The sequence below is a fragment of the Streptococcus sp. NSSLK0004 genome (assembly GCF_059039125.1).
The window spans coordinates 1,768,358-1,785,947 of record NZ_CM180142.1; the positions used below are offsets into that span (position 1 = coordinate 1,768,358).

Consider the following 17,590-nt stretch of genomic DNA (forward strand, 5'->3'; position numbering starts at 1 on the left):
ATAAATAGATAATTTTTTCTTGAGCAGAAGATATGGAAAACTATCCTTCCACTACAAATACTCTCAATTTATAGATCTCTATTGAATCAAGCAACCTAAGTGTGATACAATCAACTTATTCTATCAACGGAGGTTAACTATGTGGGAAACAATTTTTATTGAATACGGTGTATTTTTCCTCAAAATAGCAACCGTACTTTTTGCTATTTTACTTATTCTGGTTGCTTCAAGTAAAACACGCTCAAAAAAGATAGAGGGTGAAGTGACCATCACTAATTTATCCAAAAAATTACTAGACCAACAGCACCAGTTTGAAAAGGAAATACTTAGTAGTAGGACTTTTAAGAAACTCCAAGAAGAACGGAAGTTAGAAGTTGTAGCACAAGAAACTGATAGTAAGCCAAAACGATTGTTTGTAGTAGATTTTGAGGGTGATACATTGGCCAAACAAGTGGATGCTCTCCGCGAAGAAATCACTGCTATATTAACGTTGGCTAATACTGATGATGAAGTTCTAGTCCGATTAGAAAGTCCTGGAGGATCTGTCTATGGCTATGGACTTGGTGCCTCTCAACTCCTACGTATCAAAGATAGGCAGATTCCATTGACAATTTCTGTCGATAAAGTCGCAGCTAGTGGTGGTTATATGATGGCCTGTGTAGCCGATAAAATTATCGCCGCTCCCTTTGCCCTAGTTGGTTCGATAGGAGTTGTTGCAGAAATTCCAAATATTCATCGGCTATTGAAAAAACATGAGATTGATGTCGATGTCATGACAGCTGGTAAATACAAACGAACACTTACCGTCATGGGCGAAAACACTCCCGAAGGTAGAGAAAAATTTCAAGAAGAGCTAAATGATGTCCATACTCTCTTCAAAGACTTCGTCCAAGAAAACCGTCCTATTCTAGATATCGAACAAGTTAGCACTGGTGAAACATGGTATGGAACAAGTGCCAAGAATGTTCATCTTGTTGACGAAATTGCTACCAGTGATGACTTGATTTTAAGCCAGATTCAAGAAAAACAAGTTTTATTGGTCAAATACGAAGAAAAGAAATCCTTAGTAAATCGAATTGGCATCCAATTAGAAACTAGCATTTCCAATCTCATCCTAAGTTTAATGAATAAGTCCGGTTCAATTCAATAACTCATTCTTGCTATTCCAATCAAAAAGAGTTTGCAGGACCTCCTCATCCTAGACAAGATATCTAAGGTGAGATGGTCTACACTGCAAACTCTTTTTATTTTCTAATTTTCCTTAGTTAAAATCTGCAAGGTTTCAAGAAGTTGGTCCACATGGACTTCAACTGTATCACCTGTCCCCTTGATTTTTACTTCCACAATACCATCCGCCGCTTTTTTACCAACTGTCACACGAATTGGCAAACCAATCAAGTCGCTGTCAGAGAATTTAACACCGACACGCTCGTTACGGTCGTCAGTCAATACTTCATAGCCTGCACCAACTAAGCTAGTTTCGATGGATTGAGTTAAGGTCATGGCTGCTTCATCCTTGACATTGACTGGAATCAAGTGCACATCAAACGGTGCCAATTCTTTAGGGAAATTGATTCCCCAAGCGTAACGGTATTCACCTTTTGGTGCTTTATTGACAAAAAGACGAGCGTGTTGCTCAAGGACAGCTGACAAGAGGCGGCTAACACCGATACCGTAGCAACCCATGATAATCGGCATAGAACGACCATTTTCGTCTAGGATATTGGCATTCATGCTACCTGAATAGCGTGTACCAAGTTTGAAAATATGACCGATTTCGATACCACGAGCAAAGTTAAGAACCCCGTGTCCATCCGGAGAAGGCTCACCTTCTTTAACTTCACGAATATCGACATACTCTGTCACTTGGAAATCACGACCGGCATTGGCACCTGTATAGTGGAAACCATCTTCGTTGGCACCAACAACCGCATTCTTCACATCCTGCACCTTGCGGTCAGCAATAACTTTAATGTTCTCTGGCAAGCCTACTGGGCCGAGTGAGCCAAAGTTTGCACCAAAAAGTTTTTCAGCGTCTGTTGGACTAGCTGGGTCAAGGAAATCAGCTCCAAGGTGGTTTTTCAATTTAACATCGTTAACTTGGTCGTTGCCGACAAGGAGGGCCACAACCGGCTCACCATCTGCAATAAAGAGCATAGTCTTAATGGTTTGCTCTTCTGCAACATTCAAGAATGCAGCTACTTCATCAATGGTTTTAGCGTCTGGAGTAGCAACTTTGACCAAGTCTTCTTCAACCACAACAGCTGTACTTGGTTTGTATTCGCTAGTTGCCATTTCCAAGTTGGCAGCATAGCCAGACTCGCTAGAGTAGGCGATGGTATCTTCACCAGACACAGACCAAGCCAAGAGTTCTGCTTTAATAGCTTCAAGAACATCCTCTGGGATTTCCTCAAAAGAAGCTACTGATTTGTCCAAGACAACCCAACGGTCAAGATCGGTGCGGTCTGGGGTAATAGCCATAAATTCCTGACTATCCTTACCACCCATGGCACCACCGTCACCGATGATAGCCTTGAACTCCAAGCCTGCACGAGTGAAAATTGCCTCGTAGGCACGCTTGTAATCATCGTAGGTCTGGTCCAAACTCTCGTAGCTAGCGTGGAAGCTGTAGCCATCCTTCATGATGAACTCACGACCACGGAGAAGACCGTTCCGAGGGCGTTTTTCGTCGCGGTATTTTGGCTGGATTTGGTAAATATTGAGCGGTAACTGCTTGTAAGACTGGACCGCATCACGTGCCAAAAGAGTTACTGTTTCCTCGTGAGTTGGTCCCAAGATAAAGTCAGAACCCTCACGGTTTTTGAGTTTGTAAAGGTCATCACCATAGGTTTCGTAACGACCTGACTCACGCCAGATGTCCGCTGATAAGAGTGCTGGTGCTAAAAATTCAATAGCATCAATCTTGTCAAATTCCTCACGCATGATATTTTTTGCTTTTTCAATCACACGGTTAGCCAATGGCAAATAGCTGTAAATACCAGCAGAAATCTGACGGACATAACCCGCACGCAACATCAAAGCGTGGCTAATCACCGACGCATCTGAAGGCATCTCCCGCAAAGTCGGGATAATCATTTTAGACTGTTTCATAATGTAAGATACAAAGGGCGTGGAAACCAAAGCAAAAATAGGAAATCATTGCAGTGTGCTAACACACAAAATGATTTATCTTTTTTGCACAGGTTTCAGCCCGTGTTCAGTTCCTTTCTTAGTTTTTCAGAACGTCCTGCGTTTGCACGCATTCAATTCCTTTCTTAGTTTCATCATCAGGAAATCCAGAGATGTAGCTCTCGATCTATTTTCCGAGTTTTTAGACCGAGTTCAATTACAAACCTCCTCTATTCCTTTCATCGTTTGTTTGACAGGAAGACACAGGTTTCAGCCCGTGTGCAGTTCCTTTCTTAGTTTTTCAGAACGTCCTGCGTTTGCACGCATTCAATTCCTTTCTTAGTTTCATCATCAGGAAATCCAAAGATGTAGCTCTCGATCTATTTTCCGAGTTTTTAGACCGAGTTCAATTACAAACCTCCTCTATTCCTTTCATCGTTTGTTTGACAGGAAGACACAGGTTTCAGCCCGTGCCCTTTCTCTAGTAGCTTCTAATTTCTTTTCCTTCAATTTAGAAGAAAACTCGCATAATATCATTCCAAGTCACGACTAGCATGAGAACAACCATGATGGCAACTCCCGCTAGAGTGATATAGGATTCTGTTTCTGGTTTGAGTGGTTTTCTACGAATAGCTTCTAGAATATTCATAACAATCTTACCACCATCCAAGGCTGGAATTGGAATCAGGTTAAAGATACCGAGGTTGATAGATAACATGGCCATCAATTCCAAAACAGATACAAAGCCATTTTCTGCTGCCTGAGCACTTACCGAATACATGGCAACAGGACCTCCTAGTTGATCAACACTGAAGCTAGCAATTAAGTTACGGAGGGCAGTTACGATTAGCAAGGCCGTGTTCACTGTACGTCGAAAGCCACCAACCAATTTATCCATGAAACCTGTTTTAACGATCGGTGAAACACCTATTCGATAGGCGCCATCCACTTTGGTTGCTGTTACGTCGATTGTCTTTTCTTGGCCATCTTGGGAAACTTCTAAAACAAACGTCGGAGTTGAATTTGCAGAATCTGCTACCGATCCAATCGCAGCTGCAATCTCTGTATAACTATTTGTAGCCTGACCGTTAACAGACAGAATCTTATCTCCTGTTTCTACACCAACAGATTGTAAGGCACCACCATCAACAACCGTCACAGCATTAGACGAAGTATCCGCCACTCCACCTTGTAAGAAAGCAACCAAGATAAACGTCAGAAGGCCTAGTATGAAATTATTCATAGGGCCGGCAAAATTGGTCATCAAACGCCCCAAAACAGTTGCGTGCTGATACTGCACATCCAGAGGTGCAATTCTCACTTCTGTTCCGTCTTCTTCTACAATAGTTGCATCATGGTGCACTGCAAATGTCTTGGTTTCTGACATAACCTCCCCCGTGATTGTCAACTTCTCTTCAAAATCATAGGAAGTCACATTCATAGGTAGAGCAGTCATATCTAATTGTTTTTCAGAAAGATTAATCCGAGTGACAACCCCTTGTTCATCAACTGTCAAAGCTGCCGGACTGCCTGTCTTGATTTCGGTCTTGTCTTCACCCCAACCAGCCATTCGTACATAGCCACCCAGCGGTAAAATGCGAATGGTATAGGCCGTACCATCCGTCCCTATATGGGAAAATATTTTCGGACCCATACCAATTGAAAATTCCCTAACGAGAATGCCTGCCCGTTTGGCAAAGTAGAAGTGCCCAAACTCATGAACAACAACAATGATGCCAAATATAAAAATAAAGGCTAAAATTCCTGACATAGATTCTCCTTAGTAAAGTCCGAAAAAGTGCATAATCGGAAAGACAAAAATTAAACTATCAAAGCGGTCTAGAATACCTCCATGACCGGGTATAATCTTACCTGAATCTTTAAAACCAAAATGGCGTTTAATAGCACTTTCAACCAAATCTCCAAACTGAGCAAAGACGGAAAAGAGAGCCACCAAGAGCAACATAACCCAAAACGGGTATTGCGTATTAACAGTTTTATCAACTAAAAGAAAAATCGTGGCCACAACAACTGCTGATAGGATACCTCCAAAGAACCCCTCGACTGTCTTATTTGGTGAAACCTTCGGAATCAGCTTACGACGACCAATTTGACGACCAATCATATAGGCACCAATGTCTGTAGCCCAAACAATAAAGAGAGCAAAAAGAACCTTATTTAAGCCATCCATACGAGCTAAAACAAGATTATGAAAACCGATTCCCACATAAAAACTGGAAGCAATTGGAAAGACCACTTCAGAGTAAGAATAAGTCCCTAAATTAAAGACTGTTGATCCGAGAAGAATAAAAACAACAATCGCGAAGGCTGTATAGTTGCCATCCGTAGGTAAGAAGGGAAGATAATTTTCCAACGGTAAAGTCAGAACCAAGCTCGCTAACATAGCTAAGCCACCTTCAATTGAACTTGGAGAAAGTCTGTGCATTTTAATCAATTCTGCAGTAGCTATCATTGCCAATAAACCTGCAAGCAACTGAAAACTCACACCTCCTACCCATACAAATGGTAGAAAAATAGCCAGGGCGATGCCCCCAAAGATAACTCGCTTCTGTAAATCTGTTGTCATATTCTCTCCTTTTTAAACGCCACCAAATCTTCTATGGCGTCTATTGTATTCTTTTATAGCTTCTTGCAAAGCATTCCCATCAAAATCTGGCCAAGCGGTATCTGTAAAATACAATTCACTGTAGGCAGTCTGCCAAGGAAGGAAATTGCTGAGACGAAGTTCGCCACTGGTCCGAATAACCAGGTCTGGATCACGTAATTGAGGTGGTAAGAAACTGGTATATAAATAATCTGAAATCAGCTGTTCATCTATATCTCCAGGATTAAATTTCGCATCTAAAATGTCTTGAGAAATAGCTCTGACAGCATCCCTTAATTCTGCACGCCCACCATAATTTAATGCAAAATTCAAAATTAAGCCGGTATTACCTTTGGTCTTTTCTTCTGCTTTACGCAAGGCGCTCAAAGTCGCCTCTGGCAACCGACTATGCTCACCAATCATCTGGATTTTAACATTATTCTCATGGAGTTCCGGTACATACTTGTCATAGAATTCCACAGGAAGGTTCATAATAAAAGATACTTCCTTCTCTGGTCGAGACCAATTTTCTGTAGAAAAGGCATAGACAGTCAAAACCTTAACACCTATGTCAGATGCTACCTTCGTTACCTTTTGAAGGGCATCCATTCCTGCCTTATGCCCCATAACACGTGGCTGCATTCGTTTCTTAGCCCAACGACCATTCCCATCCATGATAATGGCAATGTGTTTCGGCACTTCGATAACTGTTTCTATCGTTTCTTTTTTCTTAAAACCGAAGTTAAACATTACTTTTCCCTCATTACTATAATCAGCTCATTATACCATATTTTGAAGGAATTGAAAAAGCAGGACCCCTATACTTTGACCAATATGCTGACAAAATCTCGCCCAATGGACGAGATTCCTACTAATTATTCTTATTCTGCCGATTCTTCAATAGCGGAATCAGTCACTTCGTTACTTTCTTTAGCAACTACATCAGTAGACGCTTGGCTGACACGATTGCGAATTGCACCACGCTCAAAAGTCAAGAAAACTCCATCTACATCCAAGACAACCTTTTGCTCGTCAATCTCATCAACGATTCCAAACAGACCTCCAATGGTCACAATTTCATCACCTTTTTGAATCTGATTAAGTGTTTCTTGACGCTGTTTCTGTTGTCTCCGCTGCGTAAACATCATAAAACCAATCATTGCCACCATTACCAATGGTAAAAACAAACCTTCCATACGGAACACCTCATTCAATTTTTGATAGGTCTGATTATACCAAATTATTCGCCAGAAAGCAAAAAGGAGCCAATTCCCTACGAAACCAACTCCCTTTTCCTAAAATTATTGTGTTCAATATTCTCAATGTGAGAAACAACATCATGGCAATGGCCGTTCTCTCTAACTATTTTCTACTTAGCTGTATTTAGTAGAACGAACTGGCCACAACCAAAAAGCCATATTGATCCAAAAGAATATATTCAAAATTGATAATCCGAAGCAAGAGGAAGGGCCCCTATGCCTACTTTGAACTCCACACGCTCTCAAGGATATTAGTCTGTTCACGACCTGGTCCTACTGAGAAGGTAGAAATACGTACACCAACTAATTCGCTGATACGACGAACATAGTTACGAGCTGCCTCTGGCAATTCATCCAAGCTACGCACACCTGTGATGTCTTCTGACCAACCTGGCATTTCTTCGTAGATTGGCTTGCAACGTTTGAGTTGCTCCAAGCTTGCTGGGTAGTGATCAATCCGCTCTCCATCCAAATCGTAAGCCACACAGATTTTCAAAGTCTCAAGCCCTGACAAGACGTCGATAGAGTTGAGGGACAGGTTTGTAATGCCTGATACACGGCGGCTATGACGCATGACAACAGAGTCAAACCAACCAACACGACGCGGACGACCTGTTGTTGTACCGTATTCTTTACCAACCTCACGGATACGGTCGCCAATTTCATCATGCAACTCTGTAGGGAATGGACCATCACCAACACGGCTAGTGTAGGCCTTACATACACCCACAACCTTGTCAATCTTGCTTGGACCGACACCACTACCGATGGTCACACCCCCAGCAACTGGATTTGAAGAAGTAACAAATGGATACGTACCTTGGTCAATATCCAACATAACCCCTTGCGCACCCTCAAACAAGACACGTTTACCTTGATCCAGAGCATCGTTCAGGATAACAGATGTGTCTGTCACATATTTCTTGATTTCCTGACCGTAAGCATAGTATTCTTCAAAGATTTCATCAAACTCAATCGGAGTGGATTCATACATTTTCTCAAACAAACGGTTTTTCTCAGCCAAGTTTGTCTTCAAACGCTCCGCAAAAATGTCCTTATCCAAAAGGTCTGCAATACGGATACCGACACGCGCAGCCTTGTCCATATAGGCAGGTCCTATTCCTTTATTCGTCGTACCAATCTTGTTTTCACCTTTGGCTTCTTCTTGCAACTGGTCCAATTTGATATGGTAAGGCAAGATAACGTGAGCACGGTCTGAAATCCGCAAATTATCAGTTGTCACACCAGAATCATGAAGATAGTTGATTTCTTTCACTAAGGATTTTGGATTAACAACCACACCATTACCGATGACCGAAATCTTCTCTGGGAAGAAAATTCCCGATGGAATCAAATGTAATTTGTACTTGGTACTATCAATTACGATGGTGTGACCTGCATTGTCGCCACCTTGGTAACGGGCAATTACTTCTGCATTTGCAGATAAGAAGTCGGTGATTTTTCCTTTTCCTTCATCTCCCCACTGGGTTCCAACTACTACTACTGAAGTCATACGTTCTATTTCTCCTTGGCCTTGATAGGCCCTTATAAACTATGGCAGGAATCTCACCTGCAAGTTTGTCTTACACCTTATTATAATGGAAAACGAACCTTTTATCAAGATATGACCTGTATATTATAAAATACGAATATTCCTTTCATTTTTTAGAACATTCTTCGTCTTTATAATGAAACACTAGCAATCCACCTTTTCAACAGAGAAAAACCCTCTGAAAGCTTGATTTCAAAGGGTTTTTAGACTGCACGCAAAAAGAGCACACAATCGACCTCGCTTAGGGCTGCTGGATTCCTCCCCTGACCCGCTTCACGCACGACTGTTGCTCCTTCACCATTATAACACAAACTGGTCAGATTGCAAGTAATGATTTTCACCTGTCTATTTTTGATTTTTTTCCATCTTATGTGTCACTCTACGTTTCCTGAAAAAATCTTGCATAATTCCCGCACAGTTATTTTCTAAGATTCCCCTTTCAACTTCTACTCGGTGATTGAGGCGTTCATCTGTCAGTATGTCATATAGACTCCCCGCAGCACCAAATTTTTGATTAGGAGCTCCATAAATAACACGAGGAATACGGGCCAAACCAATAGCTCCACTACACATGACACACGGTTCAATCGTCACAAATAAGGTAGTCTCCAAGAGTCGCCAGTTGCCAACAGTCTGATTCGCTTCCTGAATAGCCATGATTTCTGCGTGTAAAATCGCTTGCTGTTGCTCTTCTCTAGCATTGTGCCCACGGCCGATAATCACTCCTTCATGGACAATGACACAACCAATTGGAATCTCATCCTTTAACAAAGATTTTTTCGCCTCTTCCAGGGCTGCTCGCATAAAAAATTCTTTTTCTTCTTGAGTGTAGTTCATGTTTTCTATTATATCAAAAAATACCGAGAAGATTGAACTTCTCGGCCTACTTAGCCACCTTAAACTCCCTCTGGAGCATAGATGTAAGAAATTTGTGCCGACTCATTAGCTGGATTGAACCACCCACGGTAATCTGCCAACGCTGTATTCCCAGCATAATTGGATTCGACAACTTGGATTTCTCCCGTTTCAGATACTGCAGTTACCACAGCGACATGACCATAGCCACCATCTGTCCAAACCATAACTGCTCCCACTTTGGGGGTCGCTCCCACCTCATAGCCAAGAGATGCTGCCTTTACAGCCCAATCATTCGCATTGCCCCAATAGTTTCCAATCCAAGGCGCAGCTTCCTTCGCACCCCAGGTACATTGACCGACAGGATAGGTATTAGCAGTATACTCTACCGCTACTTCTGAAACCATATTGGTAGCCTTGGCAGCTTCCGCTGCAGCCTGTGCCGCAGCTTTTTCAGCTGCTTTTTCAGCCGCTTCCTTTTCTGCCTCATCCTCTAGTTTCTGCGCCAATTGTCCGATAGAAGGAAGGTCTAAACTATCTCCCGTATCCGCACTTGCAATCGGTTGATTCAAAAAGAATAAACCAGCCAATCCCATCAATAGAGTAAATTTTATTTTTCTAATAGAATATCTGTTCTGCATCTTTGCTCCTTCTGACATTTATAGTCTTTTTAATTTTAATACTAGGCAACAAGCCACAGGTGCAACTGAAGTTAGGCAAGGCGAGTTAACGAAGTAAAAAAATAACGATATCATGCTCTCTATCCTACTAGACTAAGCTTGCAAGAAACTTAAGGTTTTGTTACAACTATTACAGTTACCTTACAGTATGATGCCTTCTCATAAAAACAAACAAAAACGACCTCCTCTACAGAAGTCGTTTCTTGTTATTTAACAATTATTTCACAACGATATTGACGAGTTTGTTTGGAACTGTAATCACCTTCACAACTGTCAAACCTGCAATCTCAGCTTGGACTTTTTCGTCTGCTAGGGCCACTTTTTCAAGCTCGGCTGGTGCTAAATCTTTAGCTACGGTCAAGCGAGCTTTTACCTTACCTTTGATTTGGACAACGATTTCCACTTCGCTTTCTACCAACTTGCTTTCGTCATATCTTGGCCATGCTACATAGCTGATGGACTCGCCCGTATTTGCCAGACCTTGCCAGAGTTCTTCTGCCAAGTGTGGTGCAAATGGGGCAATCAATTGGACAAAGCCTTTGGCGTAGTCAACATAGAGCTTATCTTCTTTGTTAGCAGCGTTGACAAAAATCATGAGCTGGGCGATAGCCGTGTTGAATTTCAAGTCTTCAATATGCTCTGTCACCGTCTTCACAGTTTCATGGTACACTTTATCAAGCGCTCCGCTATTTCCCGAAGAAATTTCCTTCGTTGTAAGCAGGCGATAAACACGGTCCAGGAACTTACGGCTACCTTCGAGGCCTTCTTCTGACCAAGCGATTGACGCGTCAAGTGGGCCCATGAACATTTCATAAACGCGGAGGGTGTCCGCACCGAACTGCTCGACCACATCATCTGGGTTGACCACGTTTTTAAGAGACTTAGACATCTTAGCTGGTGCCTGCTCCAACTCCTCACCAGTTTCGATGTGGAAGAAAGAACCATCACGTTTTTCAACTTTATCTGTCGCTACAAGGGCACCACGGCTGTCACGGTAGCTTGTTCCCAAAATCATGCCCTGGTTAAAGAGTTTTTGGAAAGGCTCTTTGGTCGGCACAACGCCAAGGTCATAGAGGAACTTGTGCCAGAAGCGAGCGTAGAGCAGGTGAAGGACTGCATGCTCGGCACCACCGATGTAGATGTCCACTGGCAACCAAGCTTTGAGAAGTTCCTCGTCTGCCAATTTTTCATCGTTGTGTGGGTCGATATAGCGGAGGTAGTACCAGCTAGAACCCGCCCATTGTGGCATAGTGTTGGTCTCACGGCGACCTTTGACACCATCTTCACGTGTCACTTCCAACCAGTCTGTCAGGTTAGCAAGAGGTGACTCGCCTGTGCCTGAAGGCTTGATGTCTGAGGTTTTTGGCAATACCAGAGGTAACTCATTTTCTGGTACGGCTGTGGAAGTGCCGTCTTCCCAGTGGATGATTGGAATTGGCTCGCCCCAATAACGCTGGCGGCTGAAGAGCCAGTCACGGAGGCGGTAAGAAATTTTCTCTTGACCGACACCATTTTCTTCCAACCAAGCTACCATTTTGGCAATAGCTTCTTCCTTGTTAAGACCGTCTAAGAAGTCAGAGTTGATATGAATGCCGTCTTCTGTATAAGGGGCTTCTTCTACATTGCCACCTTCCAAAACTGGAACGATGTCCAAGTTAAACTGCTTAGCAAATTCCCAGTCACGCTCGTCATGGGCAGGAACCGCCATGATAGCACCTGTTCCGTAACTTGCAAGTACATAATCAGCAATCCAGATTGGTATTTCCTTGTTGTTCACAGGGTTGATGGCGTAGGCACCTGTCCAGACACCTGTCTTGTCTTTGGCAAGGTCTGTACGGGCAAGGTCTGATTTGAGAGAAGCTTGGCGTTTGTACTCTGCCACAGCTTCTGCCTGCTCAGGCGATGTGATGCTATCCACCAAATCATGCTCAGGAGCAAGAACTGCGTAGGTGGCACCGAAAAGGGTGTCAGGACGAGTTGTAAAGACTGTGAAGTCCTTGTCTGTGTCCTTAATCTTGAAAGTCACATTGGCACCTGTTGACTTGCCGATCCAGTTGCGTTGCATATCCTTGATCGACTCTGGCCAATCAACTTCTTCTAGGTCGTTGAGCAAACGCTCTGCATAGGCAGTGATTTTCAACATCCATTGACGCATTGGCTTGCGGACAACAGGGTAGCCACCACGTTCAGATGTTCCGTCAGGAAGGACCTCTTCGTTGGCGATAGCTGTTCCTAATTCCTCTACCCAGTTTACAGGCACTTCTGCCTCGTAGGCTAGGCCTTTTTCATACAACTTAGTGAAAATCCACTGGGTCCACTTGTAGTAGTTAGGGTCTGTCGTATTGACCTCGCGGTCCCAGTCGTAAGAAAAGCCAAGGGCGTTAATCTGACGTTTGAAGTTAGCAATGTTTTCCGCTGTAAAGTCTGCTGGATCGTTACCAGTATCCATAGCGTACTGCTCTGCTGGCAAACCAAAGGCATCCCATCCCATTGGGTGAAGAACGTTATAGCCAGCCGCACGCTTGTAACGGCTGAGAATATCTGTCGCAGTATAACCCTCTGGGTGACCAACGTGAAGGCCTGCACCAGATGGATAAGGGAACATATCTAGGGCATAAAAGTTTGGCTTAGCCGCATCTGTTCCCGTCTTAAAAGTGTGATTTTTCGCCCAAAATTCCTGCCATTTGGGCTCGATTTCCTTGTGATTGTAGAAGCTCATGTCATTTCTCCATGTCAATAAATTATCTTTACTATTATATCACGAAATAAGGAAAGAAAAAAGGTAGAATTTAAAGAGAGAATCTATAGTTTTGGGGAAGAATATTCTCAAATGACAAAGCAAGTTTAAAATAAACTTCCTCTACTTCTCCAAATACGCCTCTAAATCTTCAATTGCTCTTTCCCCATCTTGAAGCCCAAGCCGATAAATCTCGTCAAATTTATCTGGATTCTTTTCTAAACGACCAATTTGTAATGCCTGATGAGGTCTGATAACAAAAACTTGCTCTTCTTTTTCAAGTTGAATGATGTTTTCAACAGCCTGATTATAGTGTTGATACCGTTTTGAAGCTACTTCTACAAACTTAGGATATTTTCTATAGAGCATACGGTATATCCGTCCACTAGATGGTTTTTTACGGTAATCAATCGGCTGAGTCAGGATAACAATCAGCTTGTCAAAACCGAGGCTCTGTGCAAATGCAACAGGAATAGAATCTGAAAGTCCACCATCTAGGTATTTCTTGCCCTCAACTTCGACAATTTTCGATACAAGAGGTAAGGCTGAGCTGGCACGTAATAATTCCATTTGTTCAAAGACATGATCGATTTTGTGGTATTCTGGCAGACCAGTTTCAATGTTAGTCACCGTCACGTAAAAAGGTACCTGTGACTGAGCAAAGGTCTCTTGGTCAAATTTATCCAATTCCATCGGAACTTTATAATAAGTAAAATCCTTGTTTACCATATTTCCTGTTGTCAACCAAGACCGCAAGCCCATATAGCGCTTATCCTTGATAAATCGCTTATTATACCGTATTGCTCTGCCCCTTTGCTTGGAAAGATAATTCACTCCAAAAAGCGCACCTGCCGAGACACTGACAACACCATCAACCTTGATGCCTGCACCCAAAAATACATCCAAAATCCCAGAGGTATACAAGCCCCGCATACCACCGCCTTCTAAAACTAGACCAACTTTCATCTGCAGTACCTCCTAAAAATTAACTTCTATTGTAGCAAAAAATCCCGCCGAAACGAGATTTTTGCTATCTTATACTTAATGAAAATCAGACTAGACAAAGCAGGTTGAGGGCATTAGATTCGCAAAATTTGACACAAGAAAAACACTCCTGTTGAAATCTAGCAAACTAGAAACGGGAGTGTTTTGTTATAGCAAAAAGCGTATTCGGTAGAAACCAAGTCTAAGTTAGCCTGCATAGAGATAAACTAGGATATAAAAATTCAGCAAAAATTAAACAGCCAACATTCTGTCCAACGCAGAAACTACTTTCCTAAAAATATTTTTATTACTTCGTTGCTTTGGGAGGCAACACCAATCATTCGCTTTTATTATATTTAAGGATTGTAGAAGGCAAACTGCCCTTTAGTGTTATTTATCAACATATAGTGGGTCAAGACGCCTCTTGAATTGATATTATTGAAATCATAAACCCAGCTTTTCGCCAAGTCGGTTATATCTTTTGTAGGCCGTCCAGGTAAATAGAGTAGGAAGTTTTTACCACCATACATTCCATATGGAGTTGCTGTCGTATATTTGTAATAACCCTTATAATATACCTTGTCAACAGCAGGATATGTTAATTTTTCAACTGTAAAATGATATTCGTAAGAACTTGCTTTAGTCGGTGCTGAAAACGTACCTGTAAAATCTGAAATATAAACATCGCGATAGTCATAGTCTGTATATTGGCCAGAGAAAGTTCCATCCGGTTTCACCCTTAAATAGGTTCGCCACCCTCCAACACCAACAGAGAAAATCATTTCTTGCTGGCTAAGCAGTTCAAATGCATAATATTGGGTCCGTATAGGACTACCATTTTTCACACCAGCAAACTTCACACCTTCTTGGGCCCAACCGTGTTTTGGCAAAGTATTGTATTCATTCACATCTGTAGTCCAATGGTGAAGGCCCCGAAGTTTGGCATTATAGACGCGGTAAATCTTGACATTTCCTCCTGAATAAAAGACAGGACGACCATTGTTATCCGAGGTCCAACCGTGGCGACTAGTCAAGACACGCACTTCATTGGTATCGGTAGTATAAAGATGATTCTGTAGCTTGGCATTGTAAAGTCGATAGACAGCTGTCCCTTTAGAAGGGGCGTACCAACCAATACCTTCGTAGCCCCAATTATGTTTGGTGTATAAAACTTTTGCTTCATTCAGATCAATTGTATACAGATGCTCCCCATTACTAGGATTGTAGAGGCGGTAAATAGCTACCTGACCACTCGCTGATTCAGCTACACCAACAGCCGTACTTGGTTGGGTCTGGCTTTCTTCTGTCGACTCACTTGTAGAAGTCCCTGAGGGCTCATCTCCAACAACTGACGAGCTGGAAGTTGAGGAAGCATTTGATGATGATGTACTGGAATCTTGACTTGGCTCAGTTCCTCCAGGTGTTTCTGTACTGGACGGGAGGGACGTTGTACTAGACGAAGGAATGACTTCCTCTGATGAGCTGGAGGAAGAGATAACCTCGCTAGAACTAGCCATGACCTCTTCTGAAGAGGAAGTAGGGGACTGAGCAGCAATATGTATCAAATCTAGTTGTCCAAAGCATAAGATTAGAAAAATAGGAAAAATAAGAGACTTCTTTTTCATTACAACCTCCAGATAGCGCTTTCCTTTATTGTATCGTCTTTTCTTAAATTTGTCTATCTTATTATATAAATAGACAAGAAGCGTTCGGATATCGACTTTCAATCTAAAAAAACGAATTTATAGGACACAAAAAAGCAGATAATCGTTAAACCAACAATTATCCGCAAAATGAATTTTAAAACTTAGCTTTAAGAATCATCATATGTTACCAAATAATCACACGGTCTTCTTTTGCCCGCCACATGCCGTCGCCTTCTTGAACTCCAAAGGTTTCATGGAATTCATCAAAGTTTGGCAACTGGATATTGGTGCGAAGATGACCTGGTGCATGGACATCCACACTTGCCAACATCTGCATAAACTCAGGACGGGCCTTCATCCGCCAAATACGAGCAAAGTTGGTGAAGAATTCTTCCGCAGAGAAATCTGCTTCTGACTTGGCTGCTTCAAGAGCTGCTGCAATACCACCAAGGTCAGCGATATTTTCTGACACGGTTAACTTACCATTGATTTTCGCACCATAAGAATCCTGACCTTCAAACTGGTCAATGACCTGTTGAGTACGGGCTTCAAAGGCAGCATAATCTTCTTCCGTCCACCAGTTATTAAGACTACCATGCTCATCAAAGGCTGCCCCATTTGAGTCAAAGGCATGAGAAATCTCGTGGGCAATAACCGCACCAATACCACCGTAGTTGGCTGATGAAGATTGTTCCAAAGAGTAAAATGGTGCCTGCAAAATCGCTGCAGGAAAGACAATCAGATTCTTCTGCGGATTATAGTAGGCATTGACCATATGGGCTGGCATGCCCCATTCCTTGATATCGACTGGCTTGTTCCACTTGCTCCAAACATGAGCAATATCAATCTTGTTGAGCTCAATCGCATTTTCTACCAAGGACTTGCTTGGGTCTACAATTTTTTTATAATAACGTTCAGGCAAGGCTTCTGGATAGCCAATGTAAGGCTTGATGACATTGAGTTTGATAATAGCCTTGTCACGTGTTTCTTGAGCCAACCAGTCCGCTGTTTCCAAGCGAGATTTATAGACTTCAATCATCTTGGCAACTTTTGTTTCCACATCCGCCTTGGCTTCTGGTGAGAATTTCTCTCCAGCATACCAAAGACCGAGGGCTTGGTTAAAGTAGCCTTGAGCCAAGTTGTAGGCTGCTTTTTCTTGGTTTTGAGCCTGCGGTGTACCAGAAAGGGCACGGCTGTAGGCACCTGCAAGAATACGGATTTCATCTGACAAGAAGGCTGTATAGGAACGAGCCGCAGCAAAAATCAAACTAGCCTTGAGTAAATCCCAGTTTTCAGGGCTGTAAATCTCATTAGCAGCCTGCCAAAAACGCTCCTCTGGTACGATAATCTTGTCTGGCACTTGCCCCAAAATCTCCTTGAAGAAATCTGTCAAAGGCAGGTTTGGTACCAAAGCTACAAAATCTTCCCATTTGTAAGGGTGATAAAGTTTAGCATACTCAGATCCTTCCTCGTTAGAAAGAACATACTTGGCAACGATAGCATCCAAGGCCAATACCTTATCCAAAAGCTCTGCAATTTCCTCATCGCTAAAGTCAAACTTAGCCAAGAGAGCTTCCTGACACTCCCGCCAAGTCTTGAGCAATTCTGCTCCCTTCTCATGCCCTTCTTCATAATAGGTCGTATCTGGCAAAATGGTTGCAATACCAAAAGCCCAAAGGACATTGGTTGTCGCATCCATATAGTCAGGCGACACTCCAAATGGCATCAGGTTTGGTTTACCTGCCAATTCATATTCAGCCAACTTGCTGGTAAATTCTTCAAAAGATCCCAAAGCCTTGTACTCTGCAATCAAGGCCTGGGCAGGTTCTGCTCCCAAACGATCACGGGTTTCAAAATCAGCTACTTGCTTGTGGAACTTAACAAAGTTTTGCAAAACGCTATCTTCTGGGACATTCTCCCCTGCCAACCAAGCATTCGTTGTATCAATCATGAGTTTTTCAATCTCATCAGCCAAGTCTGAAAAACCACCTGTTCTTGGCTTGTCAGCGGGAATTACGGCTGTTTTTGCCCATTCACCGTTGACGTATTCGTAAAAATCATCTTGTAAACGTGTCATTGTTTTCTCCTTTACATTTCTTAATGACTATCATAACAAAAAAGTCTGACAATTTCATTTGCCAAA

The 17,590-nt window shown here is 42.5% G+C and carries 13 protein-coding genes and 1 other RNA gene; 1 reads left to right on the forward strand and 13 read right to left on the reverse strand.

Annotation, left to right across the window (positions count from 1 at the left end):
- Positions 1-139: 139 nt before the first annotated feature.
- Positions 140-1,150 carry a protease SohB gene (sohB, locus tag AC4CS8_RS09090; RefSeq protein ID WP_493892875.1) on the forward strand — a complete coding sequence of 337 codons (1,011 nt, stop codon included), beginning with the start codon at positions 140-142 and terminating at the stop codon, positions 1,148-1,150.
- A gap of 101 nt (positions 1,151-1,251) precedes the next feature.
- Here the strand turns inward: sohB and AC4CS8_RS09095 are convergent, their stop codons facing one another.
- The 13 genes from AC4CS8_RS09095 to AC4CS8_RS09155 all read right to left on the reverse strand — a co-directional run bounded on the left by AC4CS8_RS09095 (position 1,252) and on the right by AC4CS8_RS09155 (position 17,524).
- On the reverse strand, positions 1,252-3,111 hold the full coding sequence (locus AC4CS8_RS09095; protein ID WP_493892876.1) for a proline--tRNA ligase: 1,860 nt from the start codon (positions 3,109-3,111) through the stop codon (positions 1,252-1,254).
- Between the two features lie 529 nt (positions 3,112-3,640).
- The gene (rseP, locus tag AC4CS8_RS09100) at positions 3,641-4,900 is read right to left on the reverse strand and encodes an RIP metalloprotease RseP (RefSeq protein WP_493892877.1); all 1,260 of its coding nucleotides are present in this window, start codon (positions 4,898-4,900) and stop codon (positions 3,641-3,643) included.
- Between the two features lie 9 nt (positions 4,901-4,909).
- Positions 4,910-5,716, reverse strand: a complete 807-nt coding sequence (locus tag AC4CS8_RS09105) for a phosphatidate cytidylyltransferase (protein ID WP_493892878.1) — start codon at positions 5,714-5,716, stop codon at positions 4,910-4,912.
- 12 nt (positions 5,717-5,728) lie between these two features.
- The gene (gene uppS, locus AC4CS8_RS09110) at positions 5,729-6,484 is read right to left on the reverse strand and encodes an undecaprenyl pyrophosphate synthase (RefSeq protein ID WP_493892879.1); all 756 of its coding nucleotides are present in this window, start codon (positions 6,482-6,484) and stop codon (positions 5,729-5,731) included.
- Positions 6,485-6,615: 131 nt separating this feature from the next.
- Entirely contained in the window at positions 6,616-6,930 is a 315-nt protein-coding gene (gene yajC / locus AC4CS8_RS09115; protein WP_493892880.1) for a preprotein translocase subunit YajC, read from the reverse strand.
- A gap of 283 nt (positions 6,931-7,213) precedes the next feature.
- Positions 7,214-8,506: an adenylosuccinate synthase gene (locus AC4CS8_RS09120; protein ID WP_493892881.1), complete on the reverse strand. Its 1,293-nt coding sequence runs from the start codon at positions 8,504-8,506 to the stop codon at positions 7,214-7,216.
- Between the two features lie 245 nt (positions 8,507-8,751).
- Positions 8,752-8,848: signal recognition particle sRNA small type (gene ffs / locus AC4CS8_RS09125), an RNA gene on the reverse strand.
- 42 nt (positions 8,849-8,890) lie between these two features.
- A complete protein-coding gene (tadA, locus tag AC4CS8_RS09130) occupies positions 8,891-9,382 on the reverse strand; it encodes a tRNA adenosine(34) deaminase TadA (protein WP_493892882.1) in 492 nt (163 codons plus the stop codon).
- A 59-nt stretch (positions 9,383-9,441) separates the two neighbouring features.
- Positions 9,442-10,041 carry a CHAP domain-containing protein gene (locus tag AC4CS8_RS09135; RefSeq protein WP_493892883.1) on the reverse strand — a complete coding sequence of 200 codons (600 nt, stop codon included), beginning with the start codon at positions 10,039-10,041 and terminating at the stop codon, positions 9,442-9,444.
- A gap of 256 nt (positions 10,042-10,297) precedes the next feature.
- Positions 10,298-12,799, reverse strand: a complete 2,502-nt coding sequence (gene leuS, locus AC4CS8_RS09140; protein ID WP_493892884.1) for a leucine--tRNA ligase — start codon at positions 12,797-12,799, stop codon at positions 10,298-10,300.
- A 141-nt stretch (positions 12,800-12,940) separates the two neighbouring features.
- Positions 12,941-13,783: a patatin-like phospholipase family protein gene (locus tag AC4CS8_RS09145; protein ID WP_493892885.1), complete on the reverse strand. Its 843-nt coding sequence runs from the start codon at positions 13,781-13,783 to the stop codon at positions 12,941-12,943.
- Positions 13,784-14,157: 374 nt separating this feature from the next.
- Entirely contained in the window at positions 14,158-15,426 is a 1,269-nt protein-coding gene (locus AC4CS8_RS09150; protein WP_493892886.1) for a hypothetical protein, read from the reverse strand.
- Positions 15,427-15,631: 205 nt separating this feature from the next.
- Positions 15,632-17,524, reverse strand: coding sequence for a M13 family metallopeptidase (locus tag AC4CS8_RS09155; RefSeq protein WP_493892887.1), 1,893 nt, complete (start codon positions 17,522-17,524; stop codon positions 15,632-15,634).
- Positions 17,525-17,590 lie beyond the last annotated feature (66 nt).

Bases quoted from the DNA above. Each gene is read 5' to 3' on its own strand.
- uppS (WP_493892879.1), bottom strand. From the start codon at position 6,484: ATGTTTAACTTCGGTTTTAAGAAAAAAGAAACGATAGAAACAGTTATC.
- AC4CS8_RS09145 (WP_493892885.1), bottom strand. From the start codon at position 13,783: ATGAAAGTTGGTCTAGTTTTAGAAGGCGGTGGTATGCGGGGCTTGTAT.
- AC4CS8_RS09135 (WP_493892883.1), bottom strand. From the start codon at position 10,041: ATGCAGAACAGATATTCTATTAGAAAAATAAAATTTACTCTATTGATG.
- AC4CS8_RS09105 (WP_493892878.1), bottom strand. From the start codon at position 5,716: ATGACAACAGATTTACAGAAGCGAGTTATCTTTGGGGGCATCGCCCTG.
- leuS (WP_493892884.1), bottom strand. From the start codon at position 12,799: ATGAGCTTCTACAATCACAAGGAAATCGAGCCCAAATGGCAGGAATTT.
- yajC (WP_493892880.1), bottom strand. From the start codon at position 6,930: ATGGAAGGTTTGTTTTTACCATTGGTAATGGTGGCAATGATTGGTTTT.
- AC4CS8_RS09095 (WP_493892876.1), bottom strand. From the start codon at position 3,111: ATGAAACAGTCTAAAATGATTATCCCGACTTTGCGGGAGATGCCTTCA.
- rseP (WP_493892877.1), bottom strand. From the start codon at position 4,900: ATGTCAGGAATTTTAGCCTTTATTTTTATATTTGGCATCATTGTTGTT.
- AC4CS8_RS09155 (WP_493892887.1), bottom strand. From the start codon at position 17,524: ATGACACGTTTACAAGATGATTTTTACGAATACGTCAACGGTGAATGG.
- sohB (WP_493892875.1), top strand. From the start codon at position 140: ATGTGGGAAACAATTTTTATTGAATACGGTGTATTTTTCCTCAAAATA.
- AC4CS8_RS09120 (WP_493892881.1), bottom strand. From the start codon at position 8,506: ATGACTTCAGTAGTAGTAGTTGGAACCCAGTGGGGAGATGAAGGAAAA.
- tadA (WP_493892882.1), bottom strand. From the start codon at position 9,382: ATGAACTACACTCAAGAAGAAAAAGAATTTTTTATGCGAGCAGCCCTG.
- AC4CS8_RS09150 (WP_493892886.1), bottom strand. From the start codon at position 15,426: ATGAAAAAGAAGTCTCTTATTTTTCCTATTTTTCTAATCTTATGCTTT.